The sequence below is a fragment of the Microlunatus soli genome (assembly GCF_900105385.1).
Classification (GTDB): Bacteria; Actinomycetota; Actinomycetes; order Propionibacteriales; family Propionibacteriaceae; genus Microlunatus; species Microlunatus soli.
Map to the genome: position 1 here is coordinate 2451630 of NZ_LT629772.1, position 20734 is coordinate 2472363.

Genomic DNA, 20734 nt, shown 5'->3' on the forward strand with positions numbered 1-20734 from the left:
GGAGATCGACTTCATGCCCCTGATCCAGATCGACCTCGAACGCGAGCTGTTCGACTCTTCGAAGGAGGAGATCAGCAAGGCCGTCCATGACGCCCAGCTCGAGGTGTTGAACGCACCCGCGGATGACCTGTTCCAGGTCTACCGGCCGCACGAACCCGGCGAGTTCGTCTTCTCGCCCACGTTCGGCGGTGTCGACCGTCAGCACCTGTTGCTGATCCGGATCACCATGGTGCACATGCATCCGGTTGCCGCGAAGCAGAAGTTGTACGACGCGATGACCAGCCGCCTCGCCGAGGTCGGTGTCCGCCCGGACGACGTGTTGATCTGCATCGTCGAGAACGGATTCGAAGACTGGTTCGCCGGCACGGCGATGAAGGGAGAATGATCATGCTGGATTACGACAGCGCACCACTGAAGGTGCTCTACCTCGGTGGCACCGGCACCATCAGCGCGTCCTGCGTCCGGTTGTCCGTCGCCGCCGGGATGGACGTCACGCTGGTGAACCGGGGCAACAACGCCGCCCAACGCGAGCTGCCCGCCGCTGTCACCACGTTGACCGCCGACGTGACCGACACCGCTTCGCTGCTGGCCGCGCTCGGCGACCGGACCTACGACGCGGTGATCAACTTCCTGTCCTTCGACGCCGACGACGCCCGCCGGATGGTCGACGTCTTCGCCGGACGGACCGCGCAGTACGTCCACATCAGCTCCGCCTCGGTGTATGCCAAGCCGGTGCACCGCTCGCCGATCACCGAGTCGGTGCCGGCCCACAACCCACTGTTCCCCTACGCCAACGCCAAGGCCGAGACCGAGCGAGCTCTGCTGGAGTCCTACACCGACAAGGGATTCCCCGCCACCATCGTCCGGCCGTCGCACACCTACGACGATGCCAACCCACCGCTACCCGGCGGCTGGGCGGCCGTGGACCGGCTCGCCCGCGGCGAGGAGATCGTCGTACACGGCGACGGCACGTCACTGTGGACCTTGACCCACAGTGAGGACTTCGCTGTCGGGCTGATCGGCCTTCTCGGCAACCCACGGACGATCGGCGAGACCTTCCACATCACCGGCGACGACGTCTACACCTGGGACCAGATCTACACCATCGTCGCCGGTGCCCTCGGAGTCGAGGCCAAGCTGACCCACCTGCCGTCCGAGCTGTTCCCGGTCATCGCGCCGGACTGGTTCTGGTCGTACGAAGCACTGTGGGACATCGGACACAGCGCGGTCTTCGACAACAGCAAGCTGCGCAGCTACGTGCCGGCGTTCGCACCCCAGCTGACCTTCCACCGGGCTGCCCGAAGGATGGCGCAGTGGCGTGCGGATCATCCGGACAGCACCGGTCCGAAGCCCGGCGACGCAGAGGTATTGCAGCGGCTGGTCGATGCCCAACACGCCATCGCCGAAACAGCCTCCGGCTTCGCACCGAAGGAGAAGTGATCATGGACCTGGCCACCCACCGGCTCGGCGACACCGGACTGGAATGCTCGGCGATCGGCATCGGCACCAGCCCGCTGGGCAGCATGGAGCGGCTGTACGGCTACAGCGTGGCCGAGCAGCGCGCCATCGACACCGTGCTGGCCACCCTGGACAGCCCGATCACCATGATCGACACGTCCAACAGCTACGGCGTCGACGGGTCCTCCGAACTGCGGATCGGTGCCGCGCTGCGGCAAGCAGGCGGCCTGCCGAGCAACGTCTTGCTGGCAACGAAGGTCGACCCGGTCCGCGGTTCCACCGACTTCTCCGGCGCACGGGTCCGGCAGTCCTGGCAGGAGAGCAAGGAACGGCTTGGCGTCGACCGGGTCCCGCTGCTCTACCTGCATGACCCGGAACGGATCTCATTCGAAGACGGGATGGCCACGGACGGACCTGCCCGGGCATTGATCGAGCTGCGTGATCAAGGAGCGGTCGACCACATCGGGGTAGCCGGCGGAAAGCTGTCGATCTTGGAGCAGTATGTCGACACCGGCGAATTCGAGGTGCTGCTGAACCACAACCGCTACACCCTGTTGGATCGGTCTGCGACCGACCTCTTCGGCACGTCCCGCGAACGCGGGATCGGAGTGATCAACGCGGCTCCGTACGGCGGCGGAATGCTGGCCAAGGGGCCCAGCGTCAACCGCAGTTACGCCTACAGCGAGCGGGACCAGGAGTTGATCGACAGTGCCGTCGCCATCGAGCGGGCCTGCGCCCGGTACGAGGTGCCGCTGGCCGCGGCAGCGCTGCAGTTCTCCCTGCGCAGCCCGTTGGTGGACAGCACGGTGGTCGGCGTCTCGGCACCGGACCGGGTACAGCAGACCCTGGACCTCGCAGCCGTCAGCATCCCCGACGCGTTGTGGACCGAGATCGAGGCACTCGCCCCGACCACCTCCCGGCTGGATTGAGCCGATCAGGAAGTCAACCCGTGCCGGAGAGTCCGTGCTCTCGGACCAGCCGCCACAGGGCGTCAGGGAATGATCCGGCACCGAGGTCGAAGGTGCCGGTCGGGTTGGTGATGATCACCCGGCCGAAGCTGGTGCGCCAGACGTAGCTGCCCGGTTGGGGTTGGGCGACACGGACGGTGCCGAAGGTCTTGGGCCGGTGCTCGGCGACGGCCAGTGGGCCGAGGTTGTGGCCACCGGTCTGGCCCGGCGGCCCGGCGGGTGGTGGTCGATAGCGAAGGGTGTGGTCCTTCTGCAGCCGGCGTCCCATCGCGGAAGTGAACGGGAACACGCTGGCCGGGGAGCGTTCGAAGAGGCCGTCGGCCATCCAGCCGGGAGTTTCGTAGGCATCTACAGCGGGCAGGTCGGTGGGATCCAGGATGGGTTGCACTCGCAGTCGAGTGCGTTGTAGCCACTGTTTGACGGTGAGGCCGAGCTGAGCGCCCAAATCCTCGGTGCGAACGACGTGACCGTCAGGCCCGTCGGGGTCGAGGAGCGCCTCGGCGTTGAGGTGGACATGCAGCACGGCGCGAGGAGCCAGCCGGTCAGGACGGATCCGTCGCGCCAGCTCGCCGAGCAGCCGTTCCCGGTCGGCCGCCGACAACGCCACCGGTATCGCGTCCGGCTTTGGCGCGGGCGGAGCGAGATCGTCGGCGCGATCCTTCGAAGTTGTGTCGGCCGCGGCGTCAGATGCCTGTCCTGCAACGGATTCCGGCCCTCCGACAGACTCAAGACCCTGCAGGGACAGCAATGGCCGGTCAGCAGGTTCGGCGCCGCCATTCTGTTGCGGCCGGGTGGTGAAGTCGGTGTCCGGTCCTGAAGGTGTGCCGGGGAGGCCGAGGTCGTCGAACAGGTCGGGTTGGGCGTCCTCGGCGAGCAGCCGGGCCGCGATCAGCGGGCGGGCCAGCAGGCCGAGCGCGACGGCACGCCATTCGGCCTTGGTGCGAGCGCCCCGGTCCGGGATGCCGGCCGGCAGCCGTTCGGGATCGGCCAGCAGGATGTCAGCCAACCGATCGACCGTGCCGTCCAGCCAGATCGCATCGGCGGCGTCCATCCGGGCGTAGAAGTCCTTCACCCCGTACTCGTTGCTCTGCCCCAGCCACACCTGCCTGGACTGCGCCGCCGCAGCGACCTTGGCAGCCCGATCCGGATCGGCGCGCAGCAGCTCGGCGTCGATCAACAACTCCAGCCGACGGCGCGACACCTGGCCGACGCGTCCCGCAAGACGGCGGTCGACCAGCCGGGCCTGCTCGCGGCTCAGGGTGCGCGTCCGGAAGGCGACTCGTCGGGCTTGCCAGGCCGGCAGCTGCGCTTCGCAGACCCGTCGCCACAGCCGCGGCAGTCGGTGTCGCAGATCCACGGCGTCGGCGATCAAGCTGGCCGCCTGGCGGGGATTCATCCTGATCTCCAGGCCCAAGCCGGCGGGAGCTCCCTCCGCGATGTCCGGCGTGCCGTCACCGCCGTAACGCATCGAGCGCTCGCCGGCCACCGCCAATCGGGTGCGCTGATGGACGATCCCATCGGCCGGATGGTGGTCGGCCCAACAGGCCGCCAGCCGCAACAACCGACAGCCAGCGGCGATCTCGGCCTGCACGCAGGCGGCGGCATCGGCTGCCAGCGTGGCCAGATCGACATCTGCCAGATCATGGTCGCGCGGCACCGCCTCGTCCCCAACGTCGGTGCCGGTTTCCATGATCAACACACTACGGACGACCTCCGACAGAACACCCGTCGATCATGCCCAGATCGACCCGCCCAAGTAACGGTCCGATCACGATCATCTTCGTGCTTTTCCTTACAGCACGTCGATCTGGCGCGGTCGCCCTGCCATGCAGTCCGCCAGCGGGCTATGGTGCTGACCGTGAGCGGCGTTGACGCGGTGACGTTCGACCTGTTCGAGACCCTGGTGACCGAGTTCGATCCCGATTGGCGCGACTGACGCCTCGGATCACATTGCGCTCAGTGGGATTCGCGACCGACGGCGTTGCCGGTGGCGCCGACCAGGAAGTCGAGATCGACGCCGGTGTCGGCTTGGCCGACATGGTCGACATACAGCTTTTCCCAGCCCCGCAACGGATGCGCGACGGATTCGGTCATCGCCGGTTCCGCGCTGCGGGTCGCCAGCTCCTCATCGGAGACGTCCAACCGGAGCACTCGGTTCGGCACATCGAGTTCGATCATGTCGCCGTCGCGGACCAGCGCCAGTGGACCACCGGCGGCGGCTTCCGGTGCGACGTGCAGCACCACCGTTCCGTAGGCGGTGCCACTCATCCGACCATCGCAGATCCGGACCATGTCCCGGATGCCCTGCTGCAGCAACTTGGTCGGCAGCGGCATGTTGGACACCTCCGGCATCCCCGGATAGCCCTTCGGTCCGCAGCCACGCAACACCAGCACCGAGTCGGCATCGACCTCGAGGTCCGGATCGTCGATCCGGGCATGGCAGTCCTCCACCGAGTCGAAGACCACGGCGCGGCCGCGATGGGTGAGCAGCGCGGGTGTTGCCGCCGCCGGCTTGATGATGGCACCCAGCGGCGCCAGATTGCCTTGCAACACGGCGATCCCGGCGTGATCCTGGATGGGCGCGTCACGGGTACCGATGACGGCACTGTCCCAGATCTCCTGGTCGGTCAGATAGTCCACCAACGGTTTGCCGGTGACGGTGATCGCCGACGGATCCAGCAGGTCCTTGACCTGCTGCAGGACGGCCAACGGACCGCCGGCCCGGAACAGGTCCTCCATCAGGTATTCGCCGGCCGGCTGCAGGTTGACCAGCATCGGCACGTTGCTGCCGATTCGGTCGAAGTCGTCCAGGCTCAGGTCGACGCCGAGCCGCCCGGCGATCGCCAGCAGATGCACCACGGCGTTGGTGGAACCGCCGATCGCGCCCAGGGCGACGATCGCATTGTGGAAGGCGGCCTTGGTGATCACCTGACTCGGGCGCCGGTCGGACCGGACCAGATCCACGGCCAGCCGACCGGTGGCATGCGAGGCCTCCAGCAGCCGGCTGTCCGCAGCCGGAGTGCCGGCCAACCCCGGGATGGTCATCCCCAGTGCCTCGGCCACGATCCCCATCGTCGAGGCGGTGCCCATCGTGTTGCAGTGCCCGCGGCTGCGGATCATCGACGATTCCGAACGCTGGAAGAGTTCCTGGGTCATCGCACCGGCGCGAACGTCCTCGCTGAGTTTCCAGATGTCGGTGCCGCAGGCCATCGGCCGACCGCGGAAACTGCCGCTGAGCATCGGCCCGCCAGGAATCACCACGGCCGGCAGGTCGACCGACGCCGCCGCCATCAGCAGCGCCGGGATGGTCTTGTCACAGCCGCCGAGGAGCACCACGCCGTCGACCGGGTTCGCGCGGAACATCTCCTCCATCGACATCGCCGCCAGGTTGCGCCAGAGCATCGCGGTCGGCCGGACGTTGGTCTCGCCCAGCGACATCACCGGCAGGTTCTGCGGGATCCCGCCGGCTTCGTACACACCCTGCTTGACCGACTCGGCGACCTCGTTGAAGTGGGCGTTGCACGGGGTCAGGTCGGAGGCGGTGTTGGCGATCGCGATCTGCGGCCTGCCCTCGAAGGCGCTCTGCGGCAGCCCGCGCCGCATCCAGGCCCGATGGATGTAACCGTCCCGATTGTCTCCGCCGTACCAGTTGTCACTCCGCAGGCCGGTCATCTCGACTCCTTCGCCGGATCGCTCGTTGTTCCTGGGCCCAGTTGATCATGGACGCAGGATGGTCCGCCCGACCGCACCGCCGACCAGTCCGGCGTACGCGTCGTTCACCTGATCCAACCGCATCCGCTCGCCGATCAGGTCGTCGAGGGGTAGTTTGCCGTCGGCGTAGAGGGCGAAGATCCGGGGCAGGTCGACGAACGGATTGCTCGAGCCGTACAGCGAACCGATGATGCTGCGCTGCTGCTGGACCAGCAGATTGACCGGTACGGCGAAGGTCGCGTCGACCGCTCCGAGCCCGACCATCACCAGGCTGCCCCGCGGTGACAGCATCGCCAGGGCCTGCTGCAACGTCGGCGGTCGACCGACCGCCTCGATCACCCACGGCGCTCCGCCGCCGGTCAGGTCGAGCACCTGCTCGACCGGGTCGGCATCGCCGGCGTTGATCACGATGTCGGCACCGAGACGTCGCGCCGCGTCGAGCCGACGCTGGTCGACATCGATCGCGATCACCGGGTCGGCACCGATCAGGCGCGCACCGAGGATGGCGGACACCCCGACACCTCCGGCGCCGAGCACCACCAGCGGCCGACCGGCCGCATCGCGTACGGCATTCAGCGCGGCGCCGAGTCCGGTGATCACGGCACAACTGGAGATCGCGGCGATCTCGGCCGGGACCCCGTCCGGCACCGGGACGACCGCGTCTTCCGACACCACCACCTGGTCGGCGAAGCAGGAGACGCCGAGGAAGTGGTGCAGGGTCTCCGAGCCGCGACGGATCCGCGACGTGCCGTCGGGCAGGCCACCGGTCTGGGCCTGGACACGGCCGAGTCGGCAGAGCACGGGATTGCCGGCCAGGCAGGCCGGGCAGGCGCCGCAGTGCGGTCGCCAGAGCATCGCCACCCGGTCGCCCGGTTGCACGCCGCTGCGGCCGCCCGGTCCGACTTCCTCGACCACTCCCGCTCCCTCGTGGCCGAGCACGGACGGGAGCCGGCAGGTCATGTCGCCGGTCATGTAGTGGTAGTCGGTGTGGCAGACGCCGGCTGCTTCGACCCGGATCCGGAGTTCGCCGCGCTGCGGTGGATCCAACTCGACTTCCTCCACCGTGAGCGGCTCGCCCGGAGTCCGCAGCACGGCGGCGCGCGTGGTCGTGGTCATCCGTTCTGGAGTTGATCAAGCAGCGATTGCCGCACCTGGCACTGGTCGAAACCGAAGGAGTCGGCCAGTGCGTCCAGCTCGCTGTCATCCAGTCCCTTCATCAGGTCAGCGTACTCAGAGGCCATCGGTTGGGCGATCAGCAGGTTGAGCAGCATTGTCCGGACCCAGTCGAAGCGTCCCCACGGGTACGGGTCGAAGTTCGGGAACTCGCGTGCGATCAGTTCCTGGACCGGGCCCGTGATGTCCTTCGGGCCCTCGCCGTCACTGCCCCACTGATCGACCGACAGCCGACGCTTCTTGGCAACGAAGTCACCGAACCGCTGCTGGTACGGCGATTCCGGCTTCACCGAGACCAGCCCCTGCCGACCGAGGTCCTTGTACATCCACAACGTCCAGCTGACGTCGTACCGTCGATAGATCTCGAGTTGATCATCAAGGATCTGGCGTCGCTGACGATCTTGGACCTCGTCGCCGGTGTAGATCGGTCCGAACTCACCGACCAGCAACGGGGTGCCTGTCCGCCGGGCGAATTCGGAGCGCTGCAGGAACTTCTGCTCCACGTAGTCACGGTCGATGTAGACGCCGTCGGTGGTCCCGGGGTAGCCGGTTCCGCGGCCCAGCCCGGCGGCCACGTAGTCATGCAGCACGTAGACCGTGTTGTCCCACGCCTCGTCGAAGGCGGAGAAGTCGGTGGCGTAGGTGTTGCCGTCCAGATAGATCGTGTGATCGGCGTCGATCTCTCGGACGGCGTCGAAGATCCGCTGGTACACCGGGCCGACCAGCTCGCCGGTCTCGTCGGCCGGTTCGTTGATCAGGTTGTAGCCGGCGACCGCGGTGTTGTCCCGATACCTGGTGGCGATCGCCTGCCACATGTTGACCACCCGGTCCTGGAAGTGCCGGTACTGCCAGAAGGCGGCTACGTGGGTCAGGTTGTCGGAGTGCCAGTGATGGTTCTGCGAACCGGGCAGGGCATGCAGATCGATGATCGAGTAGATGCCCTGCCGGGCCAACAGCTCGATCGCCCGGTCCAGGTGCCGGAAGCCGTCCTCGATGATCTCGAACGGCTTGTCGTCGCTCTCCAGATGGCGATAGTTGATCGCGATCCGGGCGACGTTGAAGCCGCTGCGTCCGAGGAAGGCCGCATCGTCGGCGTCGAAGAAGCGGGTCAGCAGCCGTTCGAAGAACCGGTCCGCGCGGTCGGCTCCGATCGCCGTCCGGACGGTCGAGCGCATCAGCGACTCGTTGCCGGCGTATCCGGTGATGAAGTTCTCCATGTTCAGCCAGCCGCCGAGGCAAACCCCGCGCAACCGGATCGCGCGACCGGAATCGTCGACGAATCGGGTGCCGTCGGTGCGGATCGATGGCAGCTTGTTGGCGGTGACGGGGGTACTCACGACGGCTCCTTCGCTGGACGGATGGTCAGAACGATAATGCGACGAAACTCGTCGAGCAACTTTCAGTCCATATAGAGATAGTTTCGTTGATCCTCGCTCGCCGATCATCCCAGAACGCTGCGGCACGATGGCAGCCGATTCGGCGATCGAGGGTTTCGAACGAGTTTCGAACCGGTCTCTGCGATGATGGGATGCACACCGGGTCAGGTATCGAGAGGGCAGGCGTTGGCATCGAACGTTCCGACGGGCAAGGTGACCGTCTCCGACATCGCCGCTGAGACGGGTGTCTCGGTGGCGACCGTGTCGAAGGTGCTGAACGGGCGGGCAGATGTTGCCGAGTCCACCCGGGAACGGATCCAGACCGCGCTGGACACGCACGGCTACGTCAAGCCTCCGCGCGCTCCGTCCAGCCCGCGCAAGGCGAAACGCCCCGGGCTGATCGACATCGTGTTCACCGATCCGGGCTCGCCCTGGGCGACCGAGATGATCCGCGGCGTGGAGAAGGCATCCCGCGACCAGCGCATCTCGGTGGTCGTCTCGGTCCTCGACGAGGAACACAGCCACGATCGATGGGTGGACACCATCGCCTCCCGTGGCTCGGTCGGGGTGATCTTGGGATCGGTGCTCGCCGATGATGCTCAGCGGCGGATCGCCGAGCTCGACGTACCGACCGTGATGGTCGATCCGATGGGCGACTTCGCCTCCCACGTGCCGTCCTTCGGCGCCGGCAACTGGGGCGGCGGACTGGCCGCCACCGAACATCTGCTGGAACTCGGACATCGTCGGATCGGCACCATCACCGGACCGATGCGCTACCTGTGCAGCCAGGCCCGGCTGGCCGGATATCGAGCCGCACTGGAACGGGCCGGAATCACGCCCGACCAGCAGCTCATCGGGCAAGGAGACTTCCACTACGACTCGGCCGAGCGGGCCGCGTCCGCGTTGTTGGAGCTGGACGACCCGCCGACCGCGATCTTCGCCGGCAACGACGAACAGGCGCTCGGGGTGTACGCCGCCGCCCAGCGGCACGGACTGTCGGTCCCCGACGAGTTGAGCGTGATCGGCTTCGACGACGTGCCGATGTCGCAATGGGTGCTGCCGGCGCTGACCACCGTCCGGGCGCCGATCCCCGAGCTGGCTCGGTTGGCGGTCCGAGCGATCCTGGACCGCACGGAGCAGGCGGACGGGCCGCCGGTGGCGCGCACCGAGCTGCCGACGACGCTGGTGGTCCGGTCCAGTACCGCTGCAGCACCCAACCGCTGATCCCCGATCCTCAGGATCCGACGGACGCGAAATGACAGGCAGTCTGATGGTGCCGGTCGAATGCCTCGGCCATCGGGTCGGTGGAGGTACAGATCTCCCGACCGTCCGACGACGCAGCCGGTCCGATCGGGCAGCGCAGGCGATAGGCGCAGCCGGGCGCGCTCGCCGGTCCGCTGACCACGGAGGCCTCGATTCCCTCGTCGGACAGCAACCGTCGCTGCCCCATCTGGGGAATGGCCGCCAGCAGGGATCGGGTGCACGGATGCTCCGGGCCCGCGATCAGGTCAGCGGTCGGGCCCTGCTCGACGATCCGTCCGTCGTACATCACGGCGATCTGATCGGCCATGTAGCGGACCACCGACAGATTGTGGCTGATGAAGATCATCGTCAGGCCGAGGTCCGCCTGCAGCCGACGCAACAGATTCAGCACCACCGCCTGGACGGACACGTCCAACGATGCCGTCACCTCGTCGGCGACCAGGACGTCCGGCTCCGCAGCCAATGCGCGGGCGATCGCGACCCGCTGCCGCTGGCCACCCGACAACGCCCGCGGGCGGGCGTTCATCAATCCGGTGTCCAGTGACACCAGCTCCAGCAGTTCGGCGATCCGACCGCGACTCCTCCGCGGTGCGTCCCGAGCCGGATCCGGCCGACCATGATCAACACCGGAAGCCGACGGCAACCCCTCGGCGACACATTGCGCGACGGTGAATCTCGGATCCAGCGCGCTTCGCGAGTCCTGGAAGATCATCTGCAGCCGGCGTCGCTCCCGCCGGGCCTGCCGGCCGGGTAGCCGACCAAGATCAACATTGTCGAGCATGATCGATCCCTGCGCCGGCGCAAGTCCGACGACGGCACGGGCGGCGGTGCTCTTGCCGGACCCGGATTCGCCGACCAGCCCCAGGACGGTGCCCGGTGCGACGGAGAAGCTGATGTCGTCAACGGCGGTCACCTGGCCGTAGCGGACCGTCAGGTCCTGCACGGTCAGCCCGGCGGTCACGATGCAACCTGCTCTCGGGTGTTGGAGATCAGCGCATCGCCCGCGGTCAACGGATGCCAGCAGGCGACCCGCCGATCGGTGTCGCCGGCGGTGGTCAGCGGCGGACGACTGGTCCGACACGTTTCGTCGGCCCGCGGGCAGCGGTTCGCGAAATAGCAGCCCGGGAGATCCTCGTCTGCCCGGGGCATCGTGCCGTCCAAGGTCGGCAGCGGTTGATCAAGGTCGGCGGTCATGTCGGGACTCGCCGCCATCAGCATCGCGGTGTACGGGTGGGCCGGTGCACTCAGCAGGTCCGGGGTCGGTGCGTCCTCCACCACGAAGCCGGCATACATCACCACGATCCGATCGGAGATCTCCGAGACCACGGCGATGTCGTGGGAGATGAACAGGATGCTCGCTCCGGTCTGTTCGCCGGCCTGGGCGATCAGCCGCAGGATCTGACGTTGCACCGTGACATCGAGGGCCGTCGTCGGCTCGTCGGCGATCAACAGTCTCGGTTCCCCCATCAGGGCGATCGCGATGCAGATCCGTTGCTTCATGCCGCCGGACAGCTCGTGCTGATGCTGGCCGTAGCGTCGCTCCGGGTCCGGGATCGCCACCGACCGCAGCACCTCCAGTGCTTTGGCACGGGCGGTCGCCCGGGATTCCTTGCGATGCACGACCGCCGGCTCGATCAGGTGGGTGCCGATCTTGATCGCCGGATTCAACGCCTCCCCGGGATCTTGGAAGATCATCGCCAGGTTCTGGCCCAGGACACGTTCGGCGTCGGGGCCCAACAGGTCACTCTCGGCCAGGCGCAACTCACGAGCGGCGACCGAACCCGGCTGCTCGACCAGCCGGGCCACGGCCGAGGTCGCCATGCTCTTGCCCGAGCCCGACTCCCCGACGATCGCCACCGTCTGTCCCTGCGTCACGGAGAACGAGACATCACGCACCGGCGTCGCGACCCGATCCCGGCCGCCGTAGACGACGCGCAGGCCACGCACCTGCAGCACCGACGGTTGATCATGATCGACGTCCTCGGCCCCTGGGACGAGCTCAGCGGCCTCGGCCGTCACCGTTCGGGCGGCGGCCTCGCGGCCACCGAGGACGTCGGAGAGCTGCTCGCCGGCCAGGTTGAATGTGATCCCGGCGAGCACGATCGCGATCGCCGGCGCCAATGCCGACCCCGGTGACACGTAGACCCTGGTCAGCCCTTCGCTGAGCATCCGGCCCCAGTCATAGCTCGGCGGCTGCACCCCGAGTCCGAGGAAGCTCAACCCGGACAGGGACAGGATGGCCGTTCCGATATGGATGGTGGTGTAGAGGATCAGCGGCTCGCCGATGTTCGGCAGCACATGCCGCAGCACGATGCTGACCGGGCTCTTGCCCAGCATCCGGGCCGCCTGGACGTACTCGCGGGTCGACACCGAGGCCGACAGGGTCTGGGACAATCGCGCAAACCCGGGCGCGAAGGCGGCACCGACCGCCAGAACGCTGCCGGTCGTCCCGATCCCGAACAGGACCGCGAAGAAGATCGCCAGCAACAGGGCCGGGAAGGCGATCAGCGTCGTGATCAACGCGCCGACGATCCGGCCGATCCGGTCCGCCATCCCTGCGACCAGGCCGAGCGCAACTCCGACACAGCCGCCGATCACCGTCGACAACACCGCGAGCACCAGCGACCGCCGGATCGCGACCAGCGTCCGAGCCAACACGTCGCGACCAAGATCATCGGTGCCCATCGGATGGTCCAGGCTCATCCCGAGTCCGGCATGCAGCGGATCGGTGCGCTCGGCGGTGGCACCCCAGATCGCCGGGCCGGCGATCGCGAGGAAGGCGAACCAGCCGATCAGCACCAACGGGACCACCGCCCCGACCGTCCACCGCGACCGGCCCCCGGCTTGTCGGCTGATCATGAACGGTCCCCCATCCGTGAGGTCGGATCCAACACACCGAGCAGCACGTCCACGACCATGTTCAGCACCAGCACCGTGGTGCCGAGGACCAGCAGGACGCCTTGGATCTGCGGATAGTCCTTCTGCACAACAGCTTGCGAGATCACCAACCCGACACCGGGCCAGCCGAACACGTTCTCCACCAGGACGGTTCCGGCGATCAGGCCGGCCAGGATCATCGCGCTGAAGGTCAGCGCGGCGGTCATCATGTTCGGCAGCACGTGGCGCCCGTAGCGCAGCAGCGTCGGCAGCCGCCTGGCTCGTGCGGCGCGGACGTACTCGGTGTCCAGCACCTTCAGCGCCTCGACCCGGACGATCCGCGCCAACGACGCTGTCGGGCCGGCGATCAGCGCGGCCACCGGCAACAGGTAGGACCCGATGCTCTCGTCCCCGGCCGCCGGCAACGCCCGCAGCCCGATCACGAAGACGATCGTCAACACCGTCGCCAGGACGAAGTCGGGGATCGAGTTGAACAGGCCGGTGATGTTGACGAACACTGCGCGGGTCAGCCGACCGCGACCGTTCCGGGTACGGACGGCGGTCAGCAGGCCGATCGGCACCGAGATCAGGATCACCAGGACGAATGCCGGGATCGCCAGCCGGAGGGTGTTGGGGAATCGGGTCGCCAGCAGGTCGGAGACCGGCGCGCCGGTGACGATCGAGTTGCCCAGGTCGCCGGTGGCGACACCACGCAGGTAGTCCAGGTATTGCACGATCAACGGCCGGTCCAGCCCGAGTTGGTGACGACGCAGTTCGACCAGCTGAGGTGTCGCCTGCTCACCCAACGCCGCCTGCACCGGGTCCCCGGGGATCAGATGGATCATCACGAATGTCGCCGAGGTCAAGATCAACAGGGAGATCACCAGCCGCAGCAGCCGTCGACCGATGAACCATCCCCAGCGGCGAGCGGTCGTCCGACGCACCGCGGCACCGGCTTGATCGAGTGTCGCGGCCGTCATCGGTACACCCGAATGCTGGTCGGCACGGCGAACAACCCGACTGTCTGCAGTGTCGCCTTGTAGGTGTAGAAGGGCCGGTTGCCGTTGGAGATCGGGACCACATCGGCCCGGGAGAGCAGCGCCTTGTGCGCCGCGATCCACAACGGGCAGGACTTCTTCTCCGGTGCGGCCGCGGCCTTGGCCGAGAGCCGGGCGAACTCCGGATTGTCGATCGCGCCCGCATTGCGTCCGCCGTCGGCCGGTGTGGCACCGCCGAAGAAGGTCGAGGCCATGTACGGGAAGTCGACGTTGATCGCACTGTAGAAGATGTCGAAGTCGGCCGTGGTGTAGAGCGATTCCAGGAATGCGGCGTTGGTCAGGCCGACCAGCCGGGTGCCGATGCCGATCGACTTCAGATACTGTCCGGTCAGCTCGACCGCGGACTCGGTCTGCGGGGCACCGGTCTGGTAGATGATCTTGATCGTCAGCGGCTTGCCGTCCTTGCGTCGGATCCCGTCCGGCCCGGGACGCCAGCCGGCCGAGTCCAGCAGCCGGCGTGCTCGATCGAGATCCCGCTCGGGCAGGGACCCGGTGGTCTCATCGCCCGGACATTGCACCGGCGCTTCGGCGATCAGGTTCTTGGCCAGGGTCCCCTGCCGCGCCGTGCTGACCGAAGCAAGATCACGGCGGTTCAGCGACATGGTGGCGGCCTTCCGCACCGCGGTGTCGCGGAACACCCGGCCGGCGGCCTCGTTGTAATTGATCTCGCCCACGATCACCGGTAGGTCGAAGCGCTTGATGCCACGGGTCTCGTCCAGCCGGGCCCGGTCGGGTCCGGTGATCTGAGCGGCGTTGATCTCGCCGGCGACGAGCTGGTTGGCCATCGTGGATTCGTTGGCCACAAAGGCGATCTCGACCTTCTTGGGCATCCCCGGCTCGTCGGTCGCGGCACCATCCGGACCCCAGCGGTAACCCTCCCGCGCTGCGAGTTCGTAGTGATCGCCCTGTACGTACTTGGTGATCACGTACGGGCCGGTGCCGGCCGTGGCGTGCTGGATCGATTGCGGGTTCTTCAGCCCCGACGGACAGACGATCGGCACCGCGCCGGCGCCCTGCAGCAGTGAACCGAACGCGGTCGTCGAGGTGATCGTGAAGGTGCCGGCCCGATCATCGGCGGAGACGCTGTAGTCGACCGGGACCGAGAACTGCACCCACGGCGACAAGGTCTTGGGATTCTTGATGTAGTCGAAGTCCGCGGCCACGTCGCTGGGCTTGAGCTCGGTCCCGTCGCTGCAGGTGACGTCGTCACGCAAGGTGTAGGTGACCGACTTCGGCGTCACCTTCCACGACGACGCCAGTTGCGGCACCGCTTCACCGCTGGGCGCCCGCCCGACCAGCGTGTCGTAGGCGAACGCGTACACCTGGCGGTTCAGGCCGCCGGTGCTCTCGTACGGGTTGATGCTGCCCGGGTCGCTCCCCAGATCCATCCGGAAGGTCCCGTTGCGATCCAAGGTGGTGTACGAGGTCGCCTCCTGGACACCGCCGCCGCACGCCGTCACCAACAGCGTCAACACCGCCGCCACGACGATGGCAGCCGGCGTCGTCGGCCTGCGCCGCATGACAACACCCTCCCCCGCTCTGCAGTGAGCCCGGCACGAACGTCCGGAGCAGTCCGGCCCGGTCGAGCGGGCCCGTGCCGGACCAAACTACGATCGCCACACCGAAACCGTCAATGCGTGTTCCATTCTTTCGGACAGTTTCGAGTGGATGTGCTGGCACTTTCGAACCGGACGCGAGTAGGGTCGGATCGCCGAAGCGCGGCACCGACGCGGAGAGGAAGTCATGACCCAGAGGCCTGTTCAGACACCCGACATCGTCCGTCCGGATCCCCGACTGGTCAGTGGTCTGGCCGAGATCGGCAGTGCGACGGCCAGCGGCGAGCTCAGCAAGCTCGGTGTCCGCAGCGCGCACCTCACCGGTCCGTTCAGCCATACCCCGGGAGTTGCGGTCGCCGGCCCGGCGCTCACCCTGCAGTTCATGCCCAAACGCGAGGATCTCTACCAGGTCGACGAGTACGCCGATCCGGAGCGTCAGCTGCATCGGCACGTGCTCTATCACACCCAGCCCGGCGACTTCGTGGTCGTCGATGCCCGCGGCAGCATGACCAGCGGTGTGTTCGGGGAGATGATGCTGACCTACTTCCGTGGACGCGGCGGTGTCGGTGTAGTGATCGACGGCTGCATCCGGGACTCCGGCCACGCCAAGGAACTCGGGCTCGGCCTGTGGCTGCGGGGAACCACTCCGAACTTCCATTCCCAGACCGACATCTTCCCGACCGCGGTGAACGTGCCGGTGGCCTGTGGCGGCACCGTCGTCGAGCCGGGCGACATCATCGTCGCCGACGACGACGGCGCCGTGGTGGTACCGATCAAGCTGGCGCCGAAACTGCTCCAGACCGCCGGCGAGCACGCCGAATGGGAGGAGTTCTCGCGGATCCGACTGGCCGAGGGCGGCGACCTGCGCCGCTACTATCCGCTGTCGGCCGAGGCCCGTCCGGAGTACGAGGAGTGGCGCCGCCAGCAGGAGTCGCCGACGACCGGGACCGCGGAATGAAGATCACCGGGATCGTCCCGTGGTTGGTCGAATCCTCGAACTCCTACTGGGGCGAGTATCTGTTCGTCGAGGTCCGCACCGACACCGGCCCGTCCGGCTGGGGCGAGGTCACCACGACCACCAGGACGGCGAATCGGGCGGTGGCAGCGATTCTGCGGCAGCTCAGCGAGGTGCTGGCCGGTGAGGATCCGGCCCGGATCGAACACCTGTGGCAGAAGGTGTTCCGATCCTTTACCTACACCGGCAGCCGGGGCGCTGCCCTGAATGCGACCAGCGCAATCGACATCGCCCTGTGGGACCTCCGCGGTCAGACGCTCGGGTTGCCGATCTGCGACTTGCTGCTGGGTGGCCGGCTGCGCGACGGGCTGCGGCTCTACACCCATCCCGATCAAAGCCAGTTCTCAACCCCGGAAGGGGTTTCGGCCGAGATCGGTCGGATCGTCGCCTCCGGACACGATGCGATCAAGTTCGATCCGTTCCCGCATCCGGCCGGGGTCTCACCGACCAACGACGACTATCTGGACGGCCAGCTGCCGCGGTCCCTGGAACGACGAGCCAGTGAGCTGACCGGACAGATCGCCGACGCGGCCGGACCGGACGTCGAACTGTTGGTGGATGCGCACGGACGCTTCGACGTTCCGACCGCGATCCGCGCCGCCCGAGCGCTCGGCCGGGTCGCAGATCTGCACTGGTTCGAGGAGCCGGTGCCACCGGAGAGCTATCACGCGCTGGAGCAGGCACGGCAGGCGATCGGGATGCCGATCTCGGTCGGCGAGCGACTGCACACCCGCTGGGACTTCGTCCCTGTCCTGGAACGGCGGCTGGCCGATTTCGTGATGCCGGACGTCACCTGGACCGGAGGGATCAGCGAGTTGAAGAAGATCGCGATCATGGCCGAGGCGTACAACATCCCGGTCTCGCCGCACGATGCCAGCGGTCCGGTGAATCTGATGGCCGGTGCGCAGGTGATGGCGACCGTGCCGAACTTCTACCGGCTGGAGACCAGCAGCTTCGACCTGAGCGGCTACAACGTGCTGCTGGAGGAACCGCTGGACAACAGCGGCGGTGTGCTGCGATTGCCGGACCGTCCCGGGTTGGGCATCGCCTTCGATCGTGATCATCTTCGCGCCCACGTGCTGGACGGTTTCGGCGATTGAGCCCGCGCGCCGACCTCAGTCGAAGAAGTCGGCGTCCTCGGGACGCAGGTAGCCCTTGGCGGCCTCCGGGATGATCGTCACGCCGAGTCCGGGACGATCACCGACGGCGATGTGTCCGTCGACGACGATCGGGTCGGGCAGGCCGTCGACGATGTCGTACCACCAGCGGTGGCTGGGCACCGGATACTCGAAGGCGATGAAGTTGTCCGGCAACGTCGCGGCCAGCTGGATGTGCGCGGCCAGTCCGAGCAGTCCGTCCCAGACGCCGTGCGGTGCGATGCCGATCCCGTGCAGGTCGGCGTACTCGGCGATCCATTTCAGCTCGGCCAGCCCGCCGACGTCGGCCGGGTCGGGCCCGATCACGCGGACCGCGTCGGTCTCGATCAGTTCACGGAATCCCTGGCGCAGATAGAGTTGCTCGCCGGTGTGGGTGGGGGTCGAGGTGGCCCGGGTGACCTCGCGATAGCTTGCCGCGTCGGTGTAGGGGGTGTAGTCACCGGAGAGCAGATCCTCCAGCCAGAGCAGGTTGAGGTGCTCGACCCGACGGGCGAACCGGATGGCGTCACTGATCCGCCAACCGGGCCCGCAGTCCAAAGCCAGCCCGATGCCGTCGCCCAGCTCGTCCTTGATCGCTTCCACGCAGGCGACCACATGATCAAGTCCACGCTCGGTCAACAGCCCACCGTCGGGATGCGGCGGCCCGCTGCGGAGATCGCCGTAGAAGAAGTCCGGGGTCTGCGCCGCCATCGCACCGTGGAAGGCGACCCCCTCCTTGACGATGGTGAACCCTTCCGGAGCCGACTTCATGTACGCCGCCGCCTGGCGATAACCGGCCGGATCCCAACTGGTCAAGGGTTGACGGACTCCGCCGTTGTAGACCCGGACCCGGTCGCGGACCTTGCCGCCGAGCATTTTGTGCACCGGCAGACCGGCTGCCTGACCGGCCAGGTCCCAGAGCGCGATCTCGATCGCGCTGACCGCACTGCCCCAGGGTTTAGTGCCGCCCAGCCGACGGACCCGATCCACCACCCGCTGCACGTCGGTCGGGTCCTGATCAAGGAGATAGGGCTCGAAGTGCAGGACCACCGGTTTCAGCCACGGCTTGTACGACTCGGCCTGGCCGTAGCCGTCGATCCCTTCATCGGTGACGATCCTGATCGTCGGATGATCACCGATGACCGCACACTTGACCGCTGTGATCTTCATCGGTCCCGACCCTACTCGGTCCGGCCAGCGATGATTCGGGAGCCTCGGGTTCAGTCGATCATGGTCGACGGTGTTCGAAGAAGTCGCGCAGCACCCGACCGCACGCCTCTTCGTCGATCCCGCCGGTCACCTCGACCCGGTGATTCAGCCGGCTGTCCCGGACCACGTCCCACAGCGAGGCGACCGCGCCCGCCTTGGGGTCGTAAGCGCCGAACACCAAGCGTCCGATCCGAGCCTGGACCAGGGCGCCGGCACACATCGTGCACGGTTCCAGGGTGACGACCAGGGTGTGATCATCGAGCCGCCAGCCATCGATCGTCTCGGCGGCCCGCTTGATCGCCAGCACCTCGGCGTGCGCGGTCGGGTCTCCGGTGAGCTCGCGCTCGTTGCCGGCTGCCGAGATCACCAACCCCTCAGGATTGACGACCACCGCACCGATCGGGACGTCGTCGTGCGCGGCAGCATGATCGGCCTGCTCCAGGGCGACGGACATCGCCGCACGCCAGTCGGCTGTCGTCACGGGCCGGTGAGTCACGGGCGGTGATCAGTCGTCGCCGAACTCGGTCTCGACGACCTTACGGAACTGTGGCCCGATCTTGATCTTGTCGGCGACCTCGGTCAGCAGCTGATCACTGCCGAGATCGAGATCGTCACACATCGCGGTGAGATCGAACTCCGGCAATCCGAGGTCCTTCAGGATGCCGAGATCACCGATCGGCTCGGAGTCATCGTCGTCGTCCTCCTCGGCGATGTCCTCGTCCAGGAACTCGGCGATGTCGCGGGCGATCGGCCAGTCGTTGGCGGCCGCACTGTCGGACAACATCACCTGGACATGCCGGCCGCGGACCCTGACGATCACAGCGACCTCACCGACCAGGCTCAACAGGCCGACCGCGCCACCGTCGCCGGGCAGCCGGCGCAGTTGGACGATGAACTCATCAAGATCGTTGGCCAGGTCCTCGCTGAGCGCGTTGACCATGCTCTGGCCGTCCTCGCGGTAGGCGGCGACGATGAAGTCGATGTCCTCGGGCTCGGCGTCCTCGAGGTCGTCCAGGTCGTCGTCGGAGTCGTCCTCGTCGTCCACCTCGGCCAGGTCGCGGCTGGATGCCGACTGACGCGGATCCTCGTCGTCGAGACCGAAAGACTCCAGCTGGTCTTCGTCGATGTCGGCCACGATCTCCCCTCCACTTCGTCCGCCCCACCGGCTGTCACCGGAGGCACGCTCGCATCTGGCTCCCTATCGTGTCAGACCCTACGTCCACACCGATAACTATTCGACCGCGAATTGGACGCGCTCGGTTACGGTTCTGCTGTGAAGCAACTCGTCGTGGATCACCCGCTGGTCACCCACAAGCTGACCACTCTGCGCAGCAGGGACACCGACTCGCCGACCTTCCGCCGCCTGACCGAGGAGCTGGTGACGCTGCTGGCGTACGAGGCGACCCGCGAGATCCGGGTCGAGCCGCACCGGGTGCAGACGCCGGTGGCGCCGTGCGACGGGGTCAAGCTGTCCCATCCTCGCCCGCTGGTGGTCCCGATCCTGCGGGCCGGGCTCGGGATGCTGGAGGGCATGACCCGGCTGATGCCGACGGCCGAGGTCGGCTTCGTCGGCATGGTCCGCAACGAGGAGACCCTCCAACCCACCACCTACGCCGAGCGGCTGCCCGACGATCTGTCGGGTCGGCAGTGCTACGTGCTGGACCCGATGCTGGCCACCGGCGGCACGCTGGCGGCGACGGTCCAGTTCCTGGTGGACCGGGGTGCCGATCACATCACCTGCATCTGCCTGCTCGGCGCGCCGGAGGGGCTGCACCGGATGCAGGATCTGCTGGACGACCTGCAGGTGCCGTGCACCGTGGTGCTGGCCGGCGTCGACGAGCGGCTCAACGAGCAGGGCTACATCATCCCCGGCCTCGGCGACGCCGGCGACCGACTGTACGGCGTCGTCGGCGACGCCTGACCCGCCCGCCGAC

At 67.4% G+C, this 20734-nt stretch carries 18 protein-coding genes; 7 read left to right on the forward strand and 11 right to left on the reverse strand.

Annotation, left to right across the window (positions count from 1 at the left end; genetic code table 11):
• Window positions 1-13 precede the first annotated feature (13 nt).
• Genes BLU38_RS11345 through BLU38_RS11355 form a run of 3 tightly spaced genes read left to right on the forward strand, consistent with a single transcriptional unit; the run spans window position 14 to window position 2387 of the window.
• Window positions 14-385, forward strand: coding sequence for a tautomerase family protein (locus BLU38_RS11345; RefSeq protein WP_091524581.1), 372 nt, complete (start codon window positions 14-16; stop codon window positions 383-385).
• The gene (locus tag BLU38_RS11350) at window positions 382-1440 is read left to right on the forward strand and encodes an NAD-dependent epimerase/dehydratase family protein (protein WP_197680078.1); all 1059 of its coding nucleotides are present in this window, start codon (window positions 382-384) and stop codon (window positions 1438-1440) included. The genes BLU38_RS11345 and BLU38_RS11350 overlap by 4 nt, the downstream gene beginning before the upstream one ends.
• Window positions 1441-1442: 2 nt before the next feature.
• Complete coding sequence (locus BLU38_RS11355; RefSeq protein WP_091524585.1) at window positions 1443-2387, forward strand: aldo/keto reductase; 945 nt, start codon at window positions 1443-1445, stop codon at window positions 2385-2387.
• Window positions 2388-2400: 13 nt separating this feature from the next.
• On the opposite strand, the gene BLU38_RS11360 is transcribed toward BLU38_RS11355, so the two are convergent.
• The 4 genes from BLU38_RS11360 to BLU38_RS11375 all read right to left on the reverse strand — a co-directional run bounded on the left by BLU38_RS11360 (window position 2401) and on the right by BLU38_RS11375 (window position 8647).
• The gene (locus tag BLU38_RS11360; protein WP_157683389.1) at window positions 2401-4116 is read right to left on the reverse strand and encodes a DUF222 domain-containing protein; all 1716 of its coding nucleotides are present in this window, start codon (window positions 4114-4116) and stop codon (window positions 2401-2403) included.
• A 266-nt stretch (window positions 4117-4382) separates the two neighbouring features.
• Window positions 4383-6098: an IlvD/Edd family dehydratase gene (locus BLU38_RS11365; RefSeq protein ID WP_091524592.1), complete on the reverse strand. Its 1716-nt coding sequence runs from the start codon at window positions 6096-6098 to the stop codon at window positions 4383-4385.
• Between the two features lie 45 nt (window positions 6099-6143).
• Window positions 6144-7253, reverse strand: a complete 1110-nt coding sequence (locus BLU38_RS11370; protein ID WP_091524595.1) for a zinc-binding dehydrogenase — start codon at window positions 7251-7253, stop codon at window positions 6144-6146.
• On the reverse strand, window positions 7250-8647 hold the full coding sequence (locus tag BLU38_RS11375) for a glycoside hydrolase family 5 protein (protein ID WP_231920295.1): 1398 nt from the start codon (window positions 8645-8647) through the stop codon (window positions 7250-7252). The genes BLU38_RS11370 and BLU38_RS11375 overlap by 4 nt, the downstream gene beginning before the upstream one ends.
• Before the next feature lie 225 nt (window positions 8648-8872).
• Here BLU38_RS11375 and BLU38_RS11380 point away from each other — a divergent pair, with 225 nt between their 5' ends.
• Complete coding sequence (locus tag BLU38_RS11380; protein ID WP_197680079.1) at window positions 8873-9910, forward strand: LacI family DNA-binding transcriptional regulator; 1038 nt, start codon at window positions 8873-8875, stop codon at window positions 9908-9910.
• A gap of 10 nt (window positions 9911-9920) precedes the next feature.
• On the opposite strand, the gene BLU38_RS11385 is transcribed toward BLU38_RS11380, so the two are convergent.
• Genes BLU38_RS11385 through BLU38_RS11400 form a run of 4 tightly spaced genes read right to left on the reverse strand, consistent with a single transcriptional unit; the run spans window position 9921 to window position 15404 of the window.
• The gene (locus BLU38_RS11385; RefSeq protein WP_231920296.1) at window positions 9921-10910 is read right to left on the reverse strand and encodes an oligopeptide/dipeptide ABC transporter ATP-binding protein; all 990 of its coding nucleotides are present in this window, start codon (window positions 10908-10910) and stop codon (window positions 9921-9923) included.
• Window positions 10907-12808, reverse strand: a complete 1902-nt coding sequence (locus tag BLU38_RS11390) for a dipeptide/oligopeptide/nickel ABC transporter permease/ATP-binding protein (RefSeq protein WP_091524602.1) — start codon at window positions 12806-12808, stop codon at window positions 10907-10909. The genes BLU38_RS11385 and BLU38_RS11390 overlap by 4 nt, the downstream gene beginning before the upstream one ends.
• Window positions 12805-13806 carry an ABC transporter permease gene (locus BLU38_RS11395; RefSeq protein ID WP_091524607.1) on the reverse strand — a complete coding sequence of 334 codons (1002 nt, stop codon included), beginning with the start codon at window positions 13804-13806 and terminating at the stop codon, window positions 12805-12807. The genes BLU38_RS11390 and BLU38_RS11395 overlap by 4 nt, the downstream gene beginning before the upstream one ends.
• The gene (locus BLU38_RS11400; RefSeq protein WP_091524610.1) at window positions 13803-15404 is read right to left on the reverse strand and encodes an ABC transporter substrate-binding protein; all 1602 of its coding nucleotides are present in this window, start codon (window positions 15402-15404) and stop codon (window positions 13803-13805) included. The genes BLU38_RS11395 and BLU38_RS11400 overlap by 4 nt, the downstream gene beginning before the upstream one ends.
• Window positions 15405-15627: 223 nt before the next feature.
• Here BLU38_RS11400 and BLU38_RS11405 point away from each other — a divergent pair, with 223 nt between their 5' ends.
• Both BLU38_RS11405 and BLU38_RS11410 read left to right on the forward strand, forming a co-directional pair.
• Entirely contained in the window at window positions 15628-16398 is a 771-nt protein-coding gene (locus tag BLU38_RS11405; protein ID WP_091524613.1) for a ribonuclease activity regulator RraA, read from the forward strand.
• Window positions 16353-17555 (forward strand): mandelate racemase/muconate lactonizing enzyme family protein, encoded by a 1203-nt coding sequence (locus tag BLU38_RS11410; RefSeq protein ID WP_197680080.1) that lies wholly within the window; start codon window positions 16353-16355, stop codon window positions 17553-17555. Before BLU38_RS11405 ends, BLU38_RS11410 begins: the two co-directional genes overlap by 46 nt.
• A 15-nt stretch (window positions 17556-17570) precedes the next feature.
• Here BLU38_RS11410 and BLU38_RS11415 read toward each other — a convergent pair whose 3' ends face one another.
• The 3 genes from BLU38_RS11415 to BLU38_RS11425 are packed head-to-tail and all read right to left on the reverse strand — an operon-like array spanning window position 17571 to window position 19935.
• Window positions 17571-18761, reverse strand: coding sequence for a mandelate racemase/muconate lactonizing enzyme family protein (locus BLU38_RS11415; protein WP_091524619.1), 1191 nt, complete (start codon window positions 18759-18761; stop codon window positions 17571-17573).
• Between the two features lie 58 nt (window positions 18762-18819).
• Window positions 18820-19281, reverse strand: coding sequence for a tRNA adenosine(34) deaminase TadA (gene tadA, locus BLU38_RS11420; protein WP_269458173.1), 462 nt, complete (start codon window positions 19279-19281; stop codon window positions 18820-18822).
• A gap of 24 nt (window positions 19282-19305) precedes the next feature.
• Window positions 19306-19935: a tRNA adenosine deaminase-associated protein gene (locus tag BLU38_RS11425; protein ID WP_091524622.1), complete on the reverse strand. Its 630-nt coding sequence runs from the start codon at window positions 19933-19935 to the stop codon at window positions 19306-19308.
• 138 nt (window positions 19936-20073) lie between these two features.
• Between BLU38_RS11425 and upp the strand changes: the two genes are divergently transcribed.
• Window positions 20074-20721, forward strand: a complete 648-nt coding sequence (gene upp / locus BLU38_RS11430; protein ID WP_091524625.1) for a uracil phosphoribosyltransferase — start codon at window positions 20074-20076, stop codon at window positions 20719-20721.
• Window positions 20722-20734 lie beyond the last annotated feature (13 nt).